At 40.3% G+C, this 20,708-nt stretch carries 18 protein-coding genes; 7 read left to right on the top strand and 11 right to left on the bottom strand.

Features of this window, described 5'->3' with window-relative positions:
• Window positions 1–4 precede the first annotated feature (4 nt).
• From CTN01_RS04225 to CTN01_RS04210, 4 genes are all read right to left on the bottom strand, one after another.
• Window positions 5–3,163: a toxin VasX gene (locus CTN01_RS04225; protein ID WP_045150625.1), complete on the bottom strand. Its 3,159-nt coding sequence runs from the start codon at window positions 3,161–3,163 to the stop codon at window positions 5–7.
• Window positions 3,153–4,004, bottom strand: a complete 852-nt coding sequence (locus CTN01_RS04220; RefSeq protein ID WP_045150626.1) for a DUF4123 domain-containing protein — start codon at window positions 4,002–4,004, stop codon at window positions 3,153–3,155. The genes CTN01_RS04225 and CTN01_RS04220 overlap by 11 nt, the downstream gene beginning before the upstream one ends.
• Window positions 4,001–6,028: a type VI secretion system Vgr family protein gene (locus CTN01_RS04215; RefSeq protein WP_107342092.1), complete on the bottom strand. Its 2,028-nt coding sequence runs from the start codon at window positions 6,026–6,028 to the stop codon at window positions 4,001–4,003. The genes CTN01_RS04220 and CTN01_RS04215 overlap by 4 nt, the downstream gene beginning before the upstream one ends.
• A gap of 112 nt (window positions 6,029–6,140) precedes the next feature.
• Complete coding sequence (locus CTN01_RS04210; RefSeq protein WP_006645511.1) at window positions 6,141–6,659, bottom strand: Hcp family type VI secretion system effector; 519 nt, start codon at window positions 6,657–6,659, stop codon at window positions 6,141–6,143.
• Window positions 6,660–7,261: 602 nt separating this feature from the next.
• Here CTN01_RS04210 and CTN01_RS04205 point away from each other — a divergent pair.
• Together CTN01_RS04205 and CTN01_RS04200 are read left to right on the top strand one after the other, a co-directional pair.
• The gene (locus tag CTN01_RS04205) at window positions 7,262–7,984 is read left to right on the top strand and encodes a helix-turn-helix domain-containing protein (protein ID WP_045149746.1); all 723 of its coding nucleotides are present in this window, start codon (window positions 7,262–7,264) and stop codon (window positions 7,982–7,984) included.
• A 97-nt stretch (window positions 7,985–8,081) separates the two neighbouring features.
• Window positions 8,082–9,011 carry a DMT family transporter gene (locus CTN01_RS04200; protein ID WP_045149745.1) on the top strand — a complete coding sequence of 310 codons (930 nt, stop codon included), beginning with the start codon at window positions 8,082–8,084 and terminating at the stop codon, window positions 9,009–9,011.
• Between the two features lie 110 nt (window positions 9,012–9,121).
• On the opposite strand, the gene radD is transcribed toward CTN01_RS04200, so the two are convergent.
• On the bottom strand, window positions 9,122–10,867 hold the full coding sequence (gene radD / locus CTN01_RS04195) for a DNA repair helicase RadD (RefSeq protein WP_045149744.1): 1,746 nt from the start codon (window positions 10,865–10,867) through the stop codon (window positions 9,122–9,124).
• A 176-nt stretch (window positions 10,868–11,043) separates the two neighbouring features.
• Between radD and CTN01_RS04190 the strand changes: the two genes are divergently transcribed.
• Window positions 11,044–12,114, top strand: a complete 1,071-nt coding sequence (locus CTN01_RS04190) for an FAD:protein FMN transferase (RefSeq protein ID WP_045084754.1) — start codon at window positions 11,044–11,046, stop codon at window positions 12,112–12,114.
• Between the two features lie 262 nt (window positions 12,115–12,376).
• Window positions 12,377–12,805: a GNAT family N-acetyltransferase gene (locus CTN01_RS04185; RefSeq protein ID WP_080890435.1), complete on the top strand. Its 429-nt coding sequence runs from the start codon at window positions 12,377–12,379 to the stop codon at window positions 12,803–12,805.
• On the opposite strand, the gene CTN01_RS04180 is transcribed toward CTN01_RS04185, so the two are convergent.
• Window positions 12,791–14,176: an aminotransferase-like domain-containing protein gene (locus tag CTN01_RS04180; RefSeq protein ID WP_107342091.1), complete on the bottom strand. Its 1,386-nt coding sequence runs from the start codon at window positions 14,174–14,176 to the stop codon at window positions 12,791–12,793. The two genes, CTN01_RS04185 and CTN01_RS04180, sit on opposite strands and share 15 nt — an antisense overlap.
• 96 nt (window positions 14,177–14,272) lie before the next feature.
• Between CTN01_RS04180 and CTN01_RS04175 the strand changes: the two genes are divergently transcribed.
• Window positions 14,273–14,641, top strand: coding sequence for a hypothetical protein (locus CTN01_RS04175; protein WP_045128458.1), 369 nt, complete (start codon window positions 14,273–14,275; stop codon window positions 14,639–14,641).
• A 136-nt stretch (window positions 14,642–14,777) separates the two neighbouring features.
• Here CTN01_RS04175 and CTN01_RS04170 read toward each other — a convergent pair whose 3' ends face one another.
• The 5 genes from CTN01_RS04170 to CTN01_RS04150 form a co-directional block, all read right to left on the bottom strand.
• On the bottom strand, window positions 14,778–15,119 hold the full coding sequence (locus CTN01_RS04170; RefSeq protein ID WP_045130672.1) for a hypothetical protein: 342 nt from the start codon (window positions 15,117–15,119) through the stop codon (window positions 14,778–14,780).
• A gap of 35 nt (window positions 15,120–15,154) precedes the next feature.
• The gene (locus tag CTN01_RS04165; protein ID WP_107342090.1) at window positions 15,155–16,111 is read right to left on the bottom strand and encodes a DUF3137 domain-containing protein; all 957 of its coding nucleotides are present in this window, start codon (window positions 16,109–16,111) and stop codon (window positions 15,155–15,157) included.
• 20 nt (window positions 16,112–16,131) lie between these two features.
• Entirely contained in the window at window positions 16,132–16,695 is a 564-nt protein-coding gene (locus tag CTN01_RS04160) for a LemA family protein (protein WP_045149743.1), read from the bottom strand.
• A gap of 173 nt (window positions 16,696–16,868) precedes the next feature.
• Window positions 16,869–17,363: a GNAT family N-acetyltransferase gene (locus tag CTN01_RS04155; protein WP_045149742.1), complete on the bottom strand. Its 495-nt coding sequence runs from the start codon at window positions 17,361–17,363 to the stop codon at window positions 16,869–16,871.
• A gap of 312 nt (window positions 17,364–17,675) precedes the next feature.
• Window positions 17,676–18,515: an isopenicillin N synthase family dioxygenase gene (locus CTN01_RS04150; RefSeq protein WP_005368137.1), complete on the bottom strand. Its 840-nt coding sequence runs from the start codon at window positions 18,513–18,515 to the stop codon at window positions 17,676–17,678.
• A gap of 566 nt (window positions 18,516–19,081) precedes the next feature.
• Here CTN01_RS04150 and CTN01_RS04145 point away from each other — a divergent pair.
• Complete coding sequence (locus CTN01_RS04145) at window positions 19,082–19,669, top strand: hypothetical protein (protein WP_045149741.1); 588 nt, start codon at window positions 19,082–19,084, stop codon at window positions 19,667–19,669.
• Window positions 19,670–19,960: 291 nt separating this feature from the next.
• Window positions 19,961–20,656, top strand: coding sequence for a 16S rRNA pseudouridine(516) synthase RsuA (rsuA, locus tag CTN01_RS04140; RefSeq protein WP_045149740.1), 696 nt, complete (start codon window positions 19,961–19,963; stop codon window positions 20,654–20,656).
• The last annotated feature ends 52 nt before the right edge of the window (window positions 20,657–20,708 follow it).

Genomic DNA, 20,708 nt, shown 5'->3' with positions numbered 1-20,708 from the left:
TTATTTATCCTGCGGTAGGGAGCTTTAGACCAGCTACGCCATGGTGATGACGAATAACGTCTTGAGTTTTCTCTAAATCAAATGTGCCTGTCGAGGTCAGTGTCCCCACATAACTTTGGCAACTTTCCGTCCATGCCCTGTCGTAGTTTATCGCAATAACAACAGTATCACCCTCGTCATAGATCACAGGAACTGTAATGTAAGAGGCACCGTTCGACGTTTTCTTGCGTTTAGCTTGAGTAACGTCAATCATCATTTTCTGCGGTTTGTTCATTTCTTCCTGGATGACAGAAGGAGGAGCATAACTTAAATTTGTATTATGATGCTTCTTCTTTACAACCACTTGTAAATCGTAATGCTGCTTTTCATCGTCAAAAAGGTAAGACGGTAAATAAATATCGACGCTCTTTTTAGTCAGTTCAATATTGGGCTTCCAAATAATGTCTTCTAATCCCATTAACTCCTGTTCAGCGGTTTGTTTTATTGGTGATTTACCCCAACTTGAACCTCGTAACCATTTTTGCATTTCATCGCGATGAAAATAATTATACAGCCCCGAGAAGATGAGATAGGCAATACCTGCATAAAATAGGGTACTGACCATCCAGGCTGCAATAATTTCTCCGAGAATAACAGTCTGGCTCGCCAAGTTAAATAATTGAAAGCCTGAAACTATACCTTGAGCCACAAGGGCTAAACCTTTACCTGACAATAGTATTTGCTCAAACCAATCATCCGATTTCATGAGTTGCTTGACGGTTAAATAACCTTCCGTACTCGCCGCAAATAAGCCAAATATCGCAGTCACTTTCGCAGCTGCTGCAAAGCGTTTTATCACTACCTGTTGTTCAAGATTACTATTACTGACAGACTTTTTGAGTGCGTCATTAACTGATAGTTTAACAAAATCATTAGCAATCACCTGCGCATCACGTCCCACTCCTGCAAACGCAGAAAGTGTCCATGAAACCGTCGAAGCAAGTTCGATATAGACATCCGCTTGCTCTTGTGGGGTACCGGCCTGATTAAGCTTTGAGGTCACTTGTTTCGACACAACCATTAAATTCCAAAGGTTACAGATCGCGGCAAACCCACCGATAACAGTACCGGCACCGTTAATGCTTTCTAATGACTTATTCGCTTTTCCAGTCATCGAAATCGTGCGCTCTCGCAGCCCTGAAAAAAAGCCTGTTAGTTTGGTTCTTACAGCCGTATTCATGGCTTTCATGGCTTCTTTATCAAACTTAATCAGTAATGGCATATCACTGGCAATAAGATCTGCGATTTCTTGTTTCGTCGCCCCCAGAGCATCACGCATTGCCGTCGTATTTTGGGCATGAAGTTGACTAGATTGCCGTTGAGCGGTTTGCAGTAAAGGGGTCAATTTACTATTGAATGCTTCAAGGTTTTTGACATAATCTTGAGAAAACGTAATCTTGCTATCATCGCTGATCAAACTGCGTGCAATAATCAACCTGAGTCCTGAAGCGAGGTTATTCTCACCATGAGTCTGAAAAGGAAATAAACCATCAAGTAACCCTTCCCAAGCGGAGTTACCTGCCTTTGAAAATGCTTTTTTGGCTGCACTGAGAACGTTATTAATTAAAGCCTTTAGCGTATCGTCGGTATCAGGAATACGTCCATCATTAAGCAACCCGTAGCCTTCACCGAGACGAGAGATCATATTAGTATCATCACTAGCATTTGAAAATGATATTATATCATTCGATATTTGCTGATGGACGACAGTATGAAACTCTTGGCTGTAATAATAAGGTGCTAACGCGAGCAGTGTCTCTTTTTTAGCCGCTTCCCACTCCTGAGAGACTGCCGTCATCAGAGGGAATAATTGTTCAAACCACCGGTTAAGGTAGCTTTGCCCTTGGTCATCTTCGATATCAATGCCGACCCGTAACGCATCACACCCCAATAATTTAAAGGCACTTTCTAAGTCTTCAATAAAATGTGATGCATTACCAACAAGGGCATCTAGTTTGTTATACCTTTCATCAAGAAAACCTGACATACCATCCCAGTTGATTTCATCAATGTTTTTTTCTCGGCTTTTAAAAGCTTCAATATCTTTATCCGTTGGGGTGTAGTAGTAAGTATTGGTGAGCATTTCAAGTGCCGCAATACGTGCCGACTCGGAAGAGAGTTCATTAGCAGCATAAGCTTCACTACCATAGGATGAGGTGCTCAGTGGCGATTGATAGCGTAAGTACTCATTTAAAGTGGTTTCAAACTTTAACGTTTCTTGCGGGTTATCTTTGAGTTTTTTTTGTAATGTCGTTGACGCATTTTTGGGATCATAGGGTACACGGGCAATAGAGCGAACAAACTCTGAAATGAGTAGCTTGTGCTTATCTTTATCATCACCCAATATCAGTTCTTTCTGCGCATGAAATGTACCTAATTTCAATGCTATATCCGTAATGTCTGCTAATGGGTCTTCCAGTGCGAAGAACAAACCATTATCGACATTAGTATTGGGTAGTGCGACTTGGTAGGTAGGAGCGGCTATCGCTTTTTTAGGTTGACTAAACACACTGTCGGGCGCTGCGCTGTCGGCCTCTAATGGGGTCGACGTATGAGCAAAGGCATTGATAATGTCTTGACTCACAGCGCCAATATCAGCGACTGAGGGTTCGAGATTTTTTGCCATTCCCGCATGAGATCCACGCATTTGTTGCTTAAATGCTGAGATATTTAATTTGCGCATCCATTTTGTGCGATATTGATTGTCATCACTGAACAGTGTAAGGAGACGCTCTGTCCATTCTTGGTGCGCGAAGCTGAGCCACAGCGTATCATCGCCATCATAAGTTATACATGCGGCACAAGTCCCGCCTTCATCTTGCGCTGTGAATATGTCGCCTTCAATTTTATAAGTATGAAGAATTTTTAGCTTTTCACTGTATACATACAGCCAGCCATCTCGCAGTTGACGAAGCGTATAGTGTTGGTGCTTTAACTTAAATGTAGGTTTCCAATCCGAACCTTCCGGTAATGGGTATGACGGCTCATCTCCCATCGCGCCATCTATCGCGTACCGGACAGGAATAATGCCCACAGCTTTGGATTGTAACGGACATGTACCCGCAGGCGAGCTCGGGCTGGTTGTTCCTGCTATTTCGGCAGCATTATAAGCATCACTTGGCACGGGAGGCCTCCTTATGAGCGAGTTCATCAGCAATAGCGACGCGCATTGACGGCGTTTGGGTTGATGGTGTTTCTAATAATTTTTTGATGTGAGGGAAATGATTTGTCTTAAACACCGCTTCCCCGAGGAGTGCGAGAATATTAAAAAAGTGAAAGATATCTACATCGGTTTCAAACTGCATATCATTGGCGCTGTGTAACCATCCCTTAATCCACTGTAAGGGCTCCGTTTGTTGTTGAAGCAATGCTGGAAAGTAAGTATTCAAATGTTGATATACTTTTTCTGCGGTATTACGGCGTGTAATATCACCTAATTGTTGCCACTGTTTGTCAGACAAGGGATAGATTTCTGGAAGTGATTGTGTTTTCACGGTTTCATCGTGATTCAGTAAAACCCATCCCGCTCGTGTAGGTAGCCAAACCTTCGATAAATACGCCCAAAGGTGACATGCTTGGTCACTTAACATTACATTTATCGCCTCTGGCTGGCCCACTTTAAAAAAGACCTTAGAGCCGTAGGCTGACAACACTTCAAAGCAGTCTGATAGTTTATTGGCAAGCTGTTCGATATTGGCATCACTTTGAATGATATATCCAACATTGGCACGGTTATATTGTATAAACCAAGACATTGCCTCTGGTGTCAGTTTTACAATAAACGCTGAAACCTCTCTTAATGGTAAAAAGCGCGCTGGACAAATAATGTGAGGTTGTAAATCTTGTTGAAGTAACAACACCTCAAGTTTTTCAATTTGGCTGCCATCAAGAATAAGAAAACAGTGCTGTTCATCGCTGACATTAAAATCAGGGATCGGCAAAGGGAGCTTAGTGGTAAAACTCATTGAGCATTCTCCATACATACCTCACAAACTGGCACGTTACCTTTCATGGCCTCAAGTTGCTGAGGCCAATTAATCGCAGTTGTTGCATCTAACGCTTGAGCTGGCTCTACGGCACCGGGCAACATTGGGGCAATACCGCCATAGCCTGTACCACTGCCCGCACTGCCACCTGCATTGATGTTGACGGCTGCTCCTGAGAGCGATACACCCGATGCATCGATTTTGATGAAGCTGCCGCCGGCTTTTAAGGTCAGCTCTGCGCCTGCCTCTATCACCACTTTTGTGCCGCCTTTCAAATGCACTTCATTTCCTGCATCCACCAATAAGGCTTGGCCTTGTTTCATGTGTAAGCTGCCATCAACCGCGACAGTTTGATCGGCTTTTATATGCGTACGGCTTTCACCGTCGACGGTTAGGTGGTCGTGGGTTTTGATGTGGGTGAAGCGTTCATTGTCTACATCCAAGTGCAAATCGTGTTTGATGTCGTCTTTGCGATCATTTTCCACTAAGGTATTCACGTCTTTTTGCGCGTGAACGTAGATTTCTTCTTTGCCTGCTTGATCTTCAAAGCGCAGCTCGTTATAGCCATCACCTTGGTGCGTTTCCGTGCGCAATACCGTGCGGGTTTTATTCGCCGGTAACGGGTAAGGGGGCTTGTTGGTCGCATGGTAAGTGCGGCCTGTGATAATTGGTTGGTCGGGATCACCCTCCAGAAAATCAACAATCACTTCATGACCAATACGGGGTAGTGCGAGCATGCCGTATTGGCTACCCGCCCAACCTTGGGATACACGTATCCAGCAACTCGCATTGTCATCACTGTTACTGTATCGGTCCCATGGGAACTGGACTTTTACGCGACCGTATTCATCACAGTAAATCTCTTCGCCTTCAGGGCCCACCACCATCGCAATTTGTGGGCCATCAACACGAGGCTTAGCCGTGTAGGGTGCTCGCCATGGACGATGACCGGGTATCACAATAAAGTCATTGTTATAGGTCGTTACACCTTGCCCGCCAGCTTCTTCTAATGCTTGCGGTTGCGTGCCCATATGGTTAACCGCCATCACGAGCCATTCGTCATTACATTGCTCATCATCGTGCTCTTGCAAGGCAAAGTTCACCCCAGCCACTAAGCCATGGGTGTTACTTTCACCATAGGCTGTATTGGCATCACGACGTAATGATTCGAGTCGAAAAGAAGTAAACGGCTTACCGCTGGCATCATCTTTGTAACGCCCTGGGTAATCGTAATGTTCGTAATTGGCTTGCTGGTAATCGGCTTCTTTTGCATTGGCTGTTTGTAAGAAGCTATAAGCCGGCTTTTTAAAGCTGTAATCTTTGAGTTGCGCAGATGATGGGCGCATTTGCGTATGGCGAGCAAAGGTGCGTACAAAAGGCACGCCACTTTGCCCACCACTGCGGCTGTTATAAGGCAGTGGTGCCGTCAGTCGAGCGGCACTTTGGGTGTCATCAGAAAAGCGCAGGGTATTCTTTTTATTATCATGGACAAAGCTGTAAAACAGGCCTTCTTCTGCGGCAATGCGGTCGATAAAGGCTAAATCTGTTTCACGGTACTGGACGCAATATTCACGCGGCACGTAATCTCGCGTTAAAACGAAATCAACATCGGTGATCCCTAATTCTTGTAGTATCACCGAGATAATTTCAGGCACCGTTTGTGTTTGAAAGATACGGCTATTATGGCGCAACGCGAGGCGGGCTGCTGGCGGTACAAATTCCACCTGATACAAGGTGTGGTGATGGCCTGTGTCACCCTGAGTAAAGCGTCGAATAATGCCATGCCATTGCTGTTGCTGCTCACCGTCTCGCCAGACCGTGAGCGTAGCCGTGTTATCGACGGTCTCTTGCGGCGTATAGGCCGGGTGACGACTGGCTAAGTCGATGGTAAAGGCGAAAGGCATAGACAGGTTGTCAGTGCCTGAAAATTGCGTAACGGCAAAGGCATCAGCATCTAGCCCATCGACTTCAAATGTAAATTGCAAACCCGTTTTTGTTGCCATACTGACCTCGTGATTAAACCTTTGCTAACGTCGGCCTTGGGGCGTATTTAGCAAAGGCATAAACGAAAAGCAGCCTACACAGGTGTGTAGGCTGATACATAGTTGAGTGCGATTACGCTTCTAGCGGTGCACGCCAGTCATCAGCACCAGATGTGCCCGATACCGTGTGATCCCAGTTAATTGCACGGTAAGACATTGATACTTCGATAAGCTGAGTGAAGTCTTCTTTTGATGAGTCTTGGCAGTGTGGCATGTGGGTGTTGATATCAACAATCGTTGCATCGGTTAGCGTCGTAGTGAAGTAATGCTCTTGCTTACCTTCAACCGATGTGCGGTACCACTTCAGCTCTACAGACGGTAGCATTTCACCTGATGCCAATGAGTTGTACATCAGAGGCACAGCTTTGTTCAGTGCCACGGTAAATTTAAATGGCTTGTGAACACGTTGACCTGAAGGCTGACCTGATTGTGGATCAGTAGGAACAGTAACAACGTGCTTGAATTCTTGAACAAGCATTTGGTCTTCGTGACCTTCAACATAGATGTTACCGACAGAATCAGCCGTGAATGCACCCGCTGTGATGTTACCCTGAGTTTGGCCTTGGATTGAGATATAACAAGGAGTTGGCATCTTAGTATCCTATTTTATGATGGAGTAAATTACACAGCCTGTGCTGTGACGACGTGCTGTTAAAGCACAGAACGTGCCAATATTTAAGTTACTGAAAAGTAGTAACTTTGCTTTTTTATGCCACTAAATATCGAGCAAGATCTTGCCCGTCCGGGCAACTTATTGCTCGATTTGGGCAATATGTTGCTCGATAGCTAAATATAAAATGTCCGAAAAATGAAATTCTAGAGGGATCGTAGCTAATGAAATCAGTGACGACGGTTTTTTCGATAAACCAAGAGTTAAAATAGATTTTCCATATGTTTTCTAATACGAATCGCCCAAATAGAGCAAAGAATCTAACTCATTTATGTCCAACAATGAGTTAGTAGTTAACTCACTAATGACTAACTTCTAGAGCTTTCAAAATATCCGTTCATTTTCTATCTCGAAGAACTTTCATGATCATGGCTCTTTCAATGTTTGTATCATTATTGTGGCAGCAAGATAGGCTACGATTTTTGGCCGTGATTGACGGTTAAAGCGAATAGCCTCACCGCTTTGCGTTGTGTCTTTGACTGGTTATACTCGGCATACCTGTATGAAATTACGTGTGTTTATTTATGCCTGATACGAAAAACAGCCTTAGTATTCGTGCTTATACTAAGCAACTAGAGACGCACTCGCATGAGAGTTACCATCAATTGGTATTGCCTATTCACGGTAATATCGCGATTGAGATGCCAAACTTTGCCGGTAAGGTGACAGTGGGTGAATGCGTTGTGATTCCTGCAGGTATCCAGCATAGCTTTAAAGCTGATGAAATGGCGCGTTTTATTGTGGCAGATTTGGATATTTTACCAGAGCATTTTATTAGCGGGGGCTTGGTTGTATTTTCAGTCACACCACCACTGTTAAGCTATCTCCATTTCGTTGAAAAACAGTTACAACACCAAGTTGATAATGGATTAGAAAGCTCGATGATGAATGTCTTCTCAATACTTTTAGAACAGCAGACCCATGCTAAACCTGTTGATCCCAGAGTTCGAGACGTACAAAGCCATATTATTGAAAACATAGGTGAAAATTTGTCGATTAATGAATTAGCGAAGATTGCCTGTTTAAGTCCGACTCAGTTTAAAAAACTATTTAAACAGAATGTTGGTGTCAGCACATTACAGTACATTAAAGTTCAACGAATGGAGAAAGCGAAGGCGTTACTTACGCACACTGATTTACCCGTTCAATTGATAGCTGAGCGAGTCGGTTATACCGATTCATCTGCGTTTAGTCGCCGTTTTTCAATTCATTTTGGTTTGTCTCCACGTGAGTTAGCTCGACAATAGCGTCTATATAGACGTTTTTTACGTCTTTTCTGCAAGGTATCTTTTCGTCAATCTCCGTATTCTTTTCTCTATTCAATATCATTGTAGAGAAAAAATCATGTCTTCTTTAGTGATTCAAACAACAAGCCAATACAAATTTGGAGTGTTAGCCATATTATTTGCCTCTTTATTGTGGGGCACAACAGGTACTGCTGCCAGCTTTGCAGATCAACTTAGTCCATTGGCGATTGGTGCCTTTGCAACAGGCGCAAGTGGTGTTATTCAAGCTGCTTTGTCTTGGCGAAGTATCATGCATCATTTCAAACAGATCATGGCGCTCAAGTTATTGTTAGCGGTAAGTTGTCTTGCTTTATCGGTATATCCGTTAGCTTTTTATACCTCAATGAAGTTGTCGGGAGTTACTGTTGGGACAGTGATATCGATTGCGAGTGCTCCTTTTTTTACCGTTTTTCTTGAGTGTCTTTTTAGCAAGGTTAAAAGGTTTTCAATTCAATGGTATGTCAGTTTCGTTTTTGGTTTGGGGGGGATCATAATGTTGGTAGCGGCTAAGTCGGGCGGGACAGTAGAATTTAATAATATATCCTATTTATTTGGCATCGTATTAGGTTTAGTTGCTGGTTTAAGTTATGCCATTTATTCATGGATAGCTAAGCGAATGATTGATAGTGGTATTAAATCGCAAGCGGCGTTAGGTAGCATTTTTGGGGGAGGCGCTCTATTGTTGTTGCCGAGTTTATTGTTCACAGGTGAGAACCTTTTCAACAACTTCAATAATACTTCTGTGTTGATCTATATGGCGATCATTCCAATGTGTTTAGGCTATCTTATCTACGGTTATGGGTTAAGGTATGTTGATGTTAGTAATGCTTGTCTACTTACTCTATTCGAGCCAGTGGTTGCAGCAGTATTGGCTGTTGTCATTGTTGGTGAGAAGGTGTCTATCTCAGGTTGGATTGGAGTTGTTTCAATTGGTATATGTTTGATCCTTCAAGCCTTAGATAGTAAGGCTTCTGGTCAAAAAAGTTAAATGAGCCAAATTTGCAGGGATAAACCCAGCCACGTTTCTGTTTTTGTGAAATTGGCATTACCTATAGGCAATAGGCAATGCCGTTACAAACTAAATTTAACTTAACGACTTTAGTCTTTTTGATATTGATCTAAATCGAACAACTTGTCTCGAATAGCCCAAAATCGACCATTTTTACGGGCGATTACAATTTCAGGTGGACGTAAACGGTGCTCGTTATTGGCAACTTTTGTTGGTGCAGTATCGGTAAATGGGCGGTGACGATCCACTAAATGAGGATTGATAAAACGCTTAAGAAACTCGTGTTTTTGGGTTTTATTAGAAAGCGTCCATACTTCGTTAATTTCATTACCCTCATCGCCGATATAAACCACTTTTAACTGTGGTTTATCGAATTTATTTTTGCCTGGCTCTAAGCGCATGTCATTACATTTCATGATCATGGCATCTTTCAGTTTTAACGCCTCACGCAGTTTTTTATCAGGATCAACCATGACCGCATCACAAAGGTGGCAGCGTCTTGCGGCGATATCGTTATCAGCGCCACATTCTTCGCAGTATTTGGCGCGGAAACGATAACCACATTCTTCACGTTCGCCTGTTTCATCATCTTCAAAATAGCCTTGGCAACGACGTCCATAGTGCTCAACTAAGAAGCCTGCGGGATCGAGTTTGCCCCAGAAACTGTTTTTAAAACCACAAGCAGGGCAAGGTACCATCACGACTTCACTGTCTGAGTTGGGTTTTGGATCACCCACTTCAGGTTGGTATAAATCGTAACAGTTACCAGCATATTCAAGAACTAAACAGTCTTTTTTACCATCAGCTAAACGTAATCCTCGACCAACAATTTGTTGATATAAGCTGATAGATTCAGTTGGGCGAAGAATAGCAATTAAATCAACATGCGGCGCATCAAAGCCAGTCGTTAATACCGAAACGTTAACTAAGTATTTAATCTTTTGCGCTTTAAAATCATTGATGATGCGATCGCGTTCATCAAGAGGGGTATCACCAATAACCAACGCGGCATTTTCACCTGATAAATAGCCCATGATTTCTTGGGCGTGATTGACTGTTGAGGCGAATACCATCACACCTTTACGATCTTTAGCGTAATCAATCACTTGTTCAATTATCATTGGTGTTGCACGTTCTGATTTTCCAATCACGCTATCTAAATCGGCTTCTTTGTAGTGGCCTGTCGATGAAGGGGTAATAGATGAGAAATCATAACCAATCACTGCCATATCCATGATTTTGGGCTCGGTTAAAAAGCCTTCGTCTAATAGATAGCGGATCGGTAATTCAAAAATACAGTCGCGGAAGAAGCGATCTTGTTCAGTACGAACCTGACCTCGGGTATGGTATTTGTAAATCCAGCCCATGCCTAAGCGATAAGGTGTCGCAGTTAAACCAAGAATTTTAATGTTTGGGTTTACGTCTTGAACGTGCTTGATAACTTTGCGATAAGCACTGTTTTCATCGTCAGGTACACGGTGGCATTCATCAATGACCAATAATGAAAATTGTTCTTTGAATTTATCTAAGCTATTTGCCATTGATTGCACAGAAGCGAACACCACTTGTTGGTCGGTTTCTTTTCGCCCTAATCCAGCAGAAAAAATAGAGGCTTTTAAGCCGTAACTTTCATATTTGGCATGGTTTTGCTCTACCAACTCTTTAACGTGGGTTAACACGAGAACGCGCCCACGAGCAATACGTGCAAGCTCTGCGACGACAAGGCTTTTACCTGCGCCTGTTGGTAGGGCTAATACTGCTGGGGTGTTGTGTTTACGAAAATAGTGGATAGTCGCGTTAACACTGTCTTGCTGATAAGGACGAAGGGTATACATAGAAACTATTCTGGCGTAACTGAAAACCTAACTAGTGTACATTTAACCAGTGATTTGGCAAAGCCTTCATTCATTGTTAGCTGGTTACGTTAGATGCGGTGTTTTGCCTTTGTCTAGTAGTGTTTGGTAACTGTTGGTAAACTTTACATACATTAATGTATCAATAAGGTTTTTGTATGTTTACGAAAACGTCGAATGTTTTCCTGAAGCGAAGCTGCGCTGCGTTATTTACACTGTCTGCAACTATGATGTTGTCGGGTTGTAGTGAGCCTCCAAAGTTAGAAAAAATCGCAGGCTATGCAGAAGGCACTAGCTACCATGTGAGTTATTGGTCTAAAGATGATGTTTCATCGACGAAGGTAAAAGCCCAGTTTGATAAAGCATTAGACGCGATTGATAAAGAATATTCTACGTATCGCGGTGATTCGTATATTTCTAAGTTTAATAAGAGCACTTCAACGGAGTGGCAACCTGCCTCGAAAGATTTTATTTATATGTTGTCTTTAGCAAAGGCGATCAATAAAGAAAGTCATGGTTGTTATGATCCAACTATTCAGCCGCTATATAAACTTTGGGGATTCCAAAGCGATAAATTAAATGTGCCAACAGCCGCCGAGATTGCAAAGGTACGTGCTGACATTGGTATTGATAAAATTGAAATAGATCCTGAACACCTTCGTATTAGAAAAACCATTCCCCAGTTGCAGGTTGATTTATCTTCAATGGGTGAAGGTTATGCGATTAGCCGTTTAAGCCAAATTTTAGAGTCGGATGGTGTTGAGAACTACTTGGTTGAGTTCGGTGGCGATATGAAGATTAAAGGTCATAAGCCAATGGGTGAGAAGTGGCGTGTGGCGATTGAGCAGCCTGTAGCGCTAAAAGACGGTATTCATCCTTATCAAATCGTGACGATTAATGATGAGAATGGCGTATCACTTAATACTTCAGGTACGTATCACCATAACTTTAAGGATGGCAAAAAAGATTACTCACATATTCTTGATGCAAGAACAGGTGCACCGATCACCCATGATCTTGTTTCAGCATCCGTGTTTGGTAATGATCCTATTCAAGGTGATGCGTGGGCAACAACCATGCTGTGTTTAGGTCCTGATGAAGGGAAAGCGGTAGCAAATGAAGAATCATTACCGGTTTACTATATTCAAGATGTTGATGATGCATTTAAGAACTCAAAAAGTAATGCGTTGATTCAAGATACAAACATCACATTAAGCCAGCATAAATAAAGTGTTAGTTTAAAAATCACGACACTATTTTAAAATTTCTGATTTAAGCAGAAGCCTTATTTAGAGTGATTCTCTAGATAAGGCTTCGTGTTTAACAAGCTAACTAAAATTTATACATAGTATTGAAATCTTTCTCGGTAATTATAACGATGTGGGTTACCAAACTAAACGTCATATAGGAACGTTTACGTTTAAAAGGAAGACTCCTAAATGCTAAGGATTAATAGAAGCTATGGCTTAGAAGTTATAGGTTCTTTTTTATATGGATTTAACGTTAATGGAAATAAAACCAATCACCTGGCAGCAGGCAATAACAGTTCGACATCGTGTTCTATGGCCGTCTAAACCTGAGTCGTTTTGTAAAGTGGAAGGGGATGAGACAGCAACGCACTTTGGGGCGTTTATTAATAATGAACTTGTCTGTGTGTCTTCGGTTTTTATCGAAGAAAATGGAGCTCGACTCCGTAAGTTTGCCACTCTCACAGAATATCAAGGTAAAGGTATTGGTACTGTGATGATCCAAGAGATTTTTACCTATCTAAAAACGACTAATGTAGAATATTTTTGGTGTGATGCACGAACGAGTGCCATTGGTTTTTACCAGCGTTTAGGGCTTACCACATCTGGCGATACGTTTTATAAGTCAGATGTGGAGTGTGTCAAAATGGCGTGTAAGTTAAGCCAGTTGTGACGCTTTTATTAACTTAATAAGAAGATCTAGTTGCTCGTGTGCCTGATCTATTGGGTAGCCAATATTAATTCTGATGTAGTTGCCATATATAGGTAAAGAACTAAAAAGAGAGCCTTCTCTTATATCTAGTTGGTGGTCATTGACGAGTTGAGAAAACATTTCTGCATTATGATTTTTTATTTCTATCCATAGTGTCATGCCGCCATTGGGATCGCTCATTTTGATGATCTGGGGGAGGTGGTGATTAAGATAGTGGCGATATTGATACATGTTGTTTGATAGGTTAGAACATTGACGTTTGATGTATTTATCATATAGCCCAGTATTAAAATACTCGGTAATGGCATCTTGGATCTGCTGAGAGACGCCACGCGAACTTGCTGAATAATAATTACTAAATTCAGAGAAATAGCGTCCAGATAAGCACCATCCTAAACGGTAACTGGCAGACAGTGATTTAGAAATGGAACCACACCAAATAATATAGCCATCTTTGTCATAATATTTCGTTGGTAATGGCATTGTTTTATCATGAGACAGTTCAACATAGACATCATCTTCAATGATTGGTGTTTTGTACTGAGCTGATAGTTTGGCGAGCTTTTGTTTTTGTTCAACACTTAACGTGATTCCTTGAGGATTCATAAAAGTGGTTGAAAATAGTCCTGCTTGTATATTCCCCTGTTGTAAATGATGTTCTAGTTGCTTTAAATCTATCCCATTTTGATTTGATGGAATTTCGATAACCTTCAGTTGTAAATTAACCAGAAGATCCATATAACCACTAAAACAAGGTGAGCTAATCGCAATGGTATCGCCAGGTTTTGCAATGATCTCTAATGCGGTATTGATTGCCGACATAGCGCCTTGGGTGATCACAAGATGGCTATGTTCAATTGGGAACCCTTTGGCACAGAAATGGCGTGAGATTGCTTTTCTTAATCTTTGTTCACCAATAGGATCAGGATAACGATTTATCTTTAAGCTATAACGCTTCAGAGTACGAATAAAACAGCGATCTAATTCAGAAATGGTCTCACTATCAATGGGCATACATGAGACGCCAAGCACGCCATTATTTGCCCTGTAAGGCGTTTTATTTCGGCGTGGAGAAGTTGGGTAACTATTAAACTGTTTAAATTCAGGTTGAGCGACTCCCATATCCATCGAACGAACAAAAAAGCCTTGCTTAGGTTTAGCAATTATCCAGCCTTGAGATTCAAGCTCTTGGTAGCAATTTACCGCTGTTGAAATGCTGACTTCATGCTGTTTTGCCAATTGGCGCAATGACGGTAATTTTGTATTAGCGACAAGCGAATTATCTTTAATGTCTTCTATTATCGATTTAACAAGTTGCTGATACTTAGCCATAAATCACACCTGTATTGGTTTTTATCTTTAAAACTGTATCTGTATTGGTTTTATTTCACAAGGGAGAATAGTGAGAGTTTTATAGAGGGGTTAAATATGAAGTACGTATTAGTGTTGATTGTATTGTTGAGTAAAGCGGTGATGGCCCAAACTATTTATAATTATACGATTGATTATCAACTTGATAATAGTGATAAAACTTATCAGTTATCCCAAAAGTTGAATGAACCTGAATTGCTAGTTTTTCCCCAGACGAAAATCAAGACGGTACTCTCTGTATTCAAGAAAACAAGTTGGCCAACAGGCGAATATTTACATATGACTTTATCGACAGAAGCAGTTGATAAGCATTCTGTATTAAGTAAACGTTACGCTATAGCACCGTGTCATAGCAAAAAAGTAACATTATCAGGTAAGACCTTGCAGATTACGCTGTTTCCACCTAATGGCTGTGATCATAGTTAACACTGAGCTGGAAGAGGATCATGGTTAACTTAATATTGTTAGAAGTAGTAATGTGATGATTAAGTAAAAGACTAACTTCCACCAGCAGAAGCATGAAGGTTTTATTGCATGCTTTAAGTACAGATTATTCAGTTTGTCAGTTTAGGTTGGCACGTGTCTTTTGAAGTTTGAGCCAAAAAGACTCTTGGCATCGGCTAGTAAAGATTTTCTTCTTTGGTGTTATTCTTCCATTGTGCGGCTGGGTAATAATTTCGTAATTGATCCAGCATTCAGGGCATACACTATCGTCCAGTATATCTAGTGTTTCATCAAACTCAGTGGTTTTTAGCATCACAGTGCCATTGCGAAATGCAACACGTTCTTCTGTGTAATGAATGTTCGTTTCATTTTCTTCAAGCGTTTTCTGCTGTGTTTGTCGATCGATAATCGTAGGATCATCATCGTTAAAAGCAAGAATATAAGTAATGAGGTTATTCATAAGTAGTGTGCCATTATAGTTTATTAATAAACGGATTAGTGCTTCGTCCAGATGCGAGTGTTGAGATCTAAATCGCTTACAATATCGATAACAAACTGTAAGTCTTGGGCAATCGCTTGAACAGATTCCAGTGAATCCGAAGATGTAAACAAAGCGGGCTCAAAGTAGTTTTTATTACTACTCATCGCGATATAAACATTATTATCAATGAATGATAACGAGATACGATTTTTAGCTTTAGTAACAAAATCTACTAGTCGTTCCATCATCGCAGGCGTTAATAAGTATCGTGCTTCAATTTGATCGCTGCTATAGACTGAAAAGTGTTGCTCAAAGTGGGGACTCTCTAGATCTACACGTTTATTTTCGTGGTTAAATAGATGAGATACGGCATCACCAATTGCACTAATAACTGCGTTTTTCGCCGGTAAAATGAGCGTCTGACTGTTGAAGTGCTTATTGGCGTCGGCAATAAATAATATTCCACGAAAAATGGTTTCCCATTCCTCGCGGTTTTCTTTTTGATTCACGCGCTGCTTTTTAACTTGCGTCTCTAACTCTGAAAAACGCAGTGTCGTTTTACCGATTGTACCTTGGACAAAATCTTCACCACGAAAGCTATCATAACGCTGTGGAAAGAGTTGGCTGGCTTTATAATCTTGTTCGGAAATAGAGCCAAGAGGCTGATAATCAAAACTTTCGTTGATGTTAGCCAGCAGGGCGGTGATCACCTTTTGTTTATAACTGACGCAGTATTGTTGCTTCTGTTTTGAAAACCGAACCAACATGAAAATAGCAACAATGAAAGTCGCAATAATGCCAAAAGGTAACGAATTGAAATGAAGTGCAGTTGGGATTGCAATCGCAGCTGTAATACCCCCAACCGCAAGCGCAATCCATAACTGTTTGACGACATGTAAGCGAGTAGACTCTAGCGAGGACAGCTGTGATCTTAGCTTTTGTTCGTATAAGGCTGAAATACGATCTTCCATGGTGAAACCTAATTATTGGGTTATTTGTTATTAAACAGTTCAGCAGCATTCACGTTTTGACGCTCTACTTCTGGAATATCAAATAAAGGTAAGGTGGTTAGGTTCATGTGATTAGCGATAATGCTTGATGGAAACATCTCAACAGCATTATTAAAATTAGTGACAGATGCGTTAAAAGTTCGACGCGCTGCAGACAGTTGAGCTTCAACTTCATTCATTGAACGCAACACAGTATCAATATTCTCGTTGGCTTTTAATTCAGGATACGCTTCAACAGCCACGCGGAAGTGAGAGAGTGCAGTGCTAACTTGCTTGTCTAAGGCGGCTTTCGTGTCAGTGCTGGTGGCATTGCTTGCTTGGCTACGAAGCTCTGTTAATTTTGTTAATACCGACTTTTCATGATGCATATATGCTTTGGCTGTCTCAATTAAATTTGGTAGTAAGTCAAAACGTTTTTTCAGCATCACATCAATGCTTGATTCTGCATTGGCGACTTGGTTCTTTTTACCAATTAAACCGTTACGTAGGCTGATGTAGGCAAGGGTAATAATAACAATAACGCCGATAGTGATGAAAAGACCCATAAGATTCCTTGGTATATAATGAAAATACGTGATGTGACGATTATAAATAAGCACGTAATTAATTGATATGCTTGTTTAATAACATATGCGAGGCTTTTATAAAAAAGCCCTGCGAATGGCAAGGCTTTAGAAGAAGTTCAAGACATGTTTTTACATAAAACGAAAGAATATCACTATGACGCGACGTGTAGTGGCACTGCTTTTTCAGCAAGGTTTTTGGTCATAACACAGAACTGGCGACGTGGCACAAAGCCATGGCGTTCGTAAAAAGTACGAGCTCCTGCGTTACCAATATTCACTTCCAGTGATAGGGCTTTAACACCATCGTTCATAACACGATCTTCAACTTGTGGTATTAATGATGCGCCAATCCCTTTTTGTCGCCACTCAGGCTTTAAATAGAATTGGTCAATAAAAGCTACCTTACCGCCATGTTCAAGGCTAAAGGCATAACTTACCACTAGGTGTCCTGCGACACAGGTTTCGCCATTTTCTTCAACTTCAATAAACCAAGCTTGTCCAAGCTCTGGTGTTGCTAATAGCTGTTTAACCGCTGTTGCAGTTTGCTCTACCTTTTGTGGTAGGGCTTCGTAAGCAAATAATTCGTCAATGAGTTTTAGAAAAGTATCAAGAGATGAAAGCACAGGTTTCGTTAACGAGATTTTCATACGGTGTCCCTAAGTAAGATCTATACATAACCAATTAGGCCATCAATGAACTATAGATCTGAAAGTCTGAATGTAAACGTAATCAAGAAATAAATGATTTATTGTTCGATATGCTAATAATAGATTGTTTGCATAATAAATAGATTTGTGACCCTTCGATAATGAGACAAGTGACACGAAAAAATGTTCATATTTTTGATTGTAACCTCATAATTTTTTTATGAAGTCTCTCGGCTGACCGTATCTTAGGATCAAAATAGAGATCAAAGCCGAGAGTCATTTTTCTACTCGTAGTGCTTTATTTCTTAGAAATTAGATAACGCCAAGTTCACGTAAACGTTCCATTAAATACTCATGTGCGGTGTATTTTTCTGAAAGAACAACGTCTGGTTTCGGGTGTAAAAACAGAGGTAATGAAATACGTGATTTTGTTTTATCTGCACCTTCTGGGTTTATTACACGGTGAGTTGTTGATGGGAAATAACCACCGGAAGCTTCTTGTAGCATGTCACCGATATTGATAATTAAATGACCGAAATCACAAGGCACATCAATCCAACTACCATCTTTGGCTTTAACTTGTAGGCCCGGCTCGTTAGCTGCAGGCAAAATGGTTAATAAGTTAATATCTTCATGGGCTCCAGCACGAATTGCGCCTAGCTCTTCGTCGCCTTGTAGCGGAGGGTAATGCAGGATGCGAAGTAATGTTTTCTCACTGCCATCAATCATACTTGATAGTGACTGAGTGTATTTAGCAGAAACCTCATTAGGCGAATATTGTTCAACCCAACTTAATAATTCTGTCGCAAGCTCATTGGCTTCTTGATAGTACTGCTGAATATCTTGTTTTAGTTCAGCAGGGCATTGGCCCCAAGGGTAGTAGTGGAAATATTCTTTAATATCTTTTTGGGTATGCCCCTTGGCAGTTTCTGATACTTCGGTTGGGAATAGTCCGTCTTGGGTTTCTACATTAAAATGAAAAGCATTTTTTTCTTCACTATTAAAAAAGTCATACCACTTATCATAGATTTTTTGGACTAATGTTTGTTGGATAGGGTGATTTTTTAGTACCCCAAAGCCCGTTTCTCGTAGGGATTCGACAAAAAGCTGCTTTGCATTTTCTGCTGTGTAATCTACTGCTTCCAGTTTCATTGATGTGATTCTCCAACGGTATCTTTTTATTTATAGCAATCGTTTAGCTGAGCGCCATATATTCTATTTTGGAAACAAAGGTGTAACAAGTGTAGAGATCAAACCTTTGAGAAACAGAGTGTCTACTGCAGGAAATAATCAGCAATATTTCTAAATATTTTTTTAAGTGAGTTAGTTGGCTTAAAAATTCAATCCTTATGAAAAATTATTCACTCTTTAAGTTATATTAGAATGCTTTATTAAAGATATTTTTATTTTATTTACTATAATGAAAAAATAAACTTTTATTTTTTAGGCTATAATTTAATTCCTATTAAGGAGAAATTAAGCAAAAGTGTAATAGTGCAATTTTTTGATTGTAATTTATTCACAGTTGACATGGAAATAACATGATTTTTACTTTAATTGACATTTAAAAATAAAATATTGGCGTAGGGTTTTTATCGGTGGTAGCTATTAAATGATGTAAATATTTACGTTACATATATATACATTATTTTAAATGAATTTGAATAGCGACGAACTTAATTACTAAATGTTTAATATTAGAAAAATAGGAATTTAAAATGTCAATTAAATATGCTTTACCTTTACTATTACTTGCAACATGTGCTGCTCATGCGAGCGAAGACACACCACAACAATTTATTTTTGGTAGTTATGCTACTTATCTTGATAACCCTGCATTTAAAGTTGATTATGGTTCTGGCTCTACAAATACATTTTATGGGCACCAAGCAAAGCAGTATACAGTAGGTAGTGGCGTGATTTTACAGCAGCATCATCGTTTTAAATTTGGCTATACTTTTGGTGATTTTAAAGTACGCGATCAAGATAAAAATAATAATTACGAACATACAAATACTTTATTTACTCAATATGATTATATATTACCAATTAATAAAAATATTAATTTACTAGCAGGTGGTACAGCTGGCTACCAATTTGCAAGTAATAAAGATGAAAAAATATTATTTAATGGTCCAGTTGTTGGTGCGCAAATTGGAGTCGAATATCGTTATCAACAATTTGGTTTTGAAGTTGGCTATCATTATAATGTCCATCTTAAAGATCATAAGTATGATGAAGATGGTGATAAATTAACGCAGAATAATGATCAAACATTAGCTATGGGGGTTAATTACTACTTCTAAATATAATAATTATTCTTTTTTGAAATATAATAATGAGTTGGTCCTTTCCAACTCATTTTTTATATCATCGAGGATTTTGTGGGGAAATATATCTGGTGTAATAATTTCACATTAATTTAAATGTTCTCTGATGAGAATTAAAATAAAAAATTATTAGTTTATGTTTAATACGATCATGTGCAATTGAATGCTAAATTTTTATTTTAGTGGTTAAGTCGTATTTTTTTGATGCATATTTGTGTTTAGATTCTTATAATACCGCTCTTTTGTAGCAATTAGCGGAGCCAGTTAATGAGGCTTGATAAATTCTTAGGTACCACATTGGGTATCACCCGTAAAGAAGCCGGTAAACTTCTTCGAGATAAAATGATTGAAGTTGATGGCGAAATCGTCCGTAGTGCTTCGTTTTCAGTCAGTGACGATAACGATGTGGAATTTAACGGTCGCCCGCTAAAGCTGCAAGGTCCTCGTTACTTTATGCTTAATAAGCCAGAAGGCTTTGTGTGCTCTCATGTTGATGACTTCAATCCAACGGTTTTTGTTTTGTTCGATGAAGTAAGCCCTGAGAAAATGCACGTAGCAGGACGTTTAGATGGCGATACAACGGGTTTAGTGTTGGTGACAGATGATGGTCAATGGTCTCACCGTATCACTTCGCCACGCCATTTATGTTCAAAGACCTATTTTGTTGAAGCGGCCGATCCAATCACTGAAGATTACATCAAGCAATTTGAAGCAGGTGTACAACTTCGTAGTGAGAAAGAATTAACACGTCCCGCTAAATTAGAAATCCTTAGCGAGCGTGAAGCGTTGCTGACAATATCTGAAGGTAAGTACCACCAAGTAAAACGTATGTTCGCAGCGATGGGTAATAAAGTTGTTGGCTTACACCGTGAGCGTATCGGTACGGTTGAGCTTGATGAAGATCTTGCGCCTGGTGAGTACCGACCACTAACAGCAGAAGAAATTGCATCATTTCTAAAATAATTAGTTGGTGATTTTAATTTTATAAATTCTGTGTTGTAATGAAAGGCGTAAA

Source organism: Photobacterium angustum (genome assembly GCF_003026365.1).
GTDB lineage: Bacteria > Pseudomonadota > Gammaproteobacteria > Enterobacterales > Vibrionaceae > Photobacterium > Photobacterium angustum.
This window is presented reverse-complemented; position numbering and strand designations above follow the sequence as displayed.

Coding starts and splice junctions, on each gene's coding strand:
- CTN01_RS04220 (WP_045150626.1), bottom strand. CDS start 4,004: ATGAGTTTTACCACTAAGCTCCCTTTGCCGATCCCTGATTTTAATGTC.
- CTN01_RS04215 (WP_107342092.1), bottom strand. CDS start 6,028: ATGGCAACAAAAACGGGTTTGCAATTTACATTTGAAGTCGATGGGCTA.
- CTN01_RS04210 (WP_006645511.1), bottom strand. CDS start 6,659: ATGCCAACTCCTTGTTATATCTCAATCCAAGGCCAAACTCAGGGTAAC.
- CTN01_RS04205 (WP_045149746.1), top strand. CDS start 7,262: ATGCCTGATACGAAAAACAGCCTTAGTATTCGTGCTTATACTAAGCAA.
- CTN01_RS04200 (WP_045149745.1), top strand. CDS start 8,082: ATGTCTTCTTTAGTGATTCAAACAACAAGCCAATACAAATTTGGAGTG.
- radD (WP_045149744.1), bottom strand. CDS start 10,867: ATGTATACCCTTCGTCCTTATCAGCAAGACAGTGTTAACGCGACTATC.
- CTN01_RS04190 (WP_045084754.1), top strand. CDS start 11,044: ATGTTTACGAAAACGTCGAATGTTTTCCTGAAGCGAAGCTGCGCTGCG.
- CTN01_RS04185 (WP_080890435.1), top strand. CDS start 12,377: ATGGATTTAACGTTAATGGAAATAAAACCAATCACCTGGCAGCAGGCA.
- CTN01_RS04180 (WP_107342091.1), bottom strand. CDS start 14,176: ATGGCTAAGTATCAGCAACTTGTTAAATCGATAATAGAAGACATTAAA.
- CTN01_RS04175 (WP_045128458.1), top strand. CDS start 14,273: ATGAAGTACGTATTAGTGTTGATTGTATTGTTGAGTAAAGCGGTGATG.
- CTN01_RS04170 (WP_045130672.1), bottom strand. CDS start 15,119: ATGAATAACCTCATTACTTATATTCTTGCTTTTAACGATGATGATCCT.
- CTN01_RS04165 (WP_107342090.1), bottom strand. CDS start 16,111: ATGGAAGATCGTATTTCAGCCTTATACGAACAAAAGCTAAGATCACAG.
- CTN01_RS04160 (WP_045149743.1), bottom strand. CDS start 16,695: ATGGGTCTTTTCATCACTATCGGCGTTATTGTTATTATTACCCTTGCC.
- CTN01_RS04155 (WP_045149742.1), bottom strand. CDS start 17,363: ATGAAAATCTCGTTAACGAAACCTGTGCTTTCATCTCTTGATACTTTT.
- CTN01_RS04150 (WP_005368137.1), bottom strand. CDS start 18,515: ATGAAACTGGAAGCAGTAGATTACACAGCAGAAAATGCAAAGCAGCTT.
- CTN01_RS04145 (WP_045149741.1), top strand. CDS start 19,082: ATGTCAATTAAATATGCTTTACCTTTACTATTACTTGCAACATGTGCT.
- rsuA (WP_045149740.1), top strand. CDS start 19,961: ATGAGGCTTGATAAATTCTTAGGTACCACATTGGGTATCACCCGTAAA.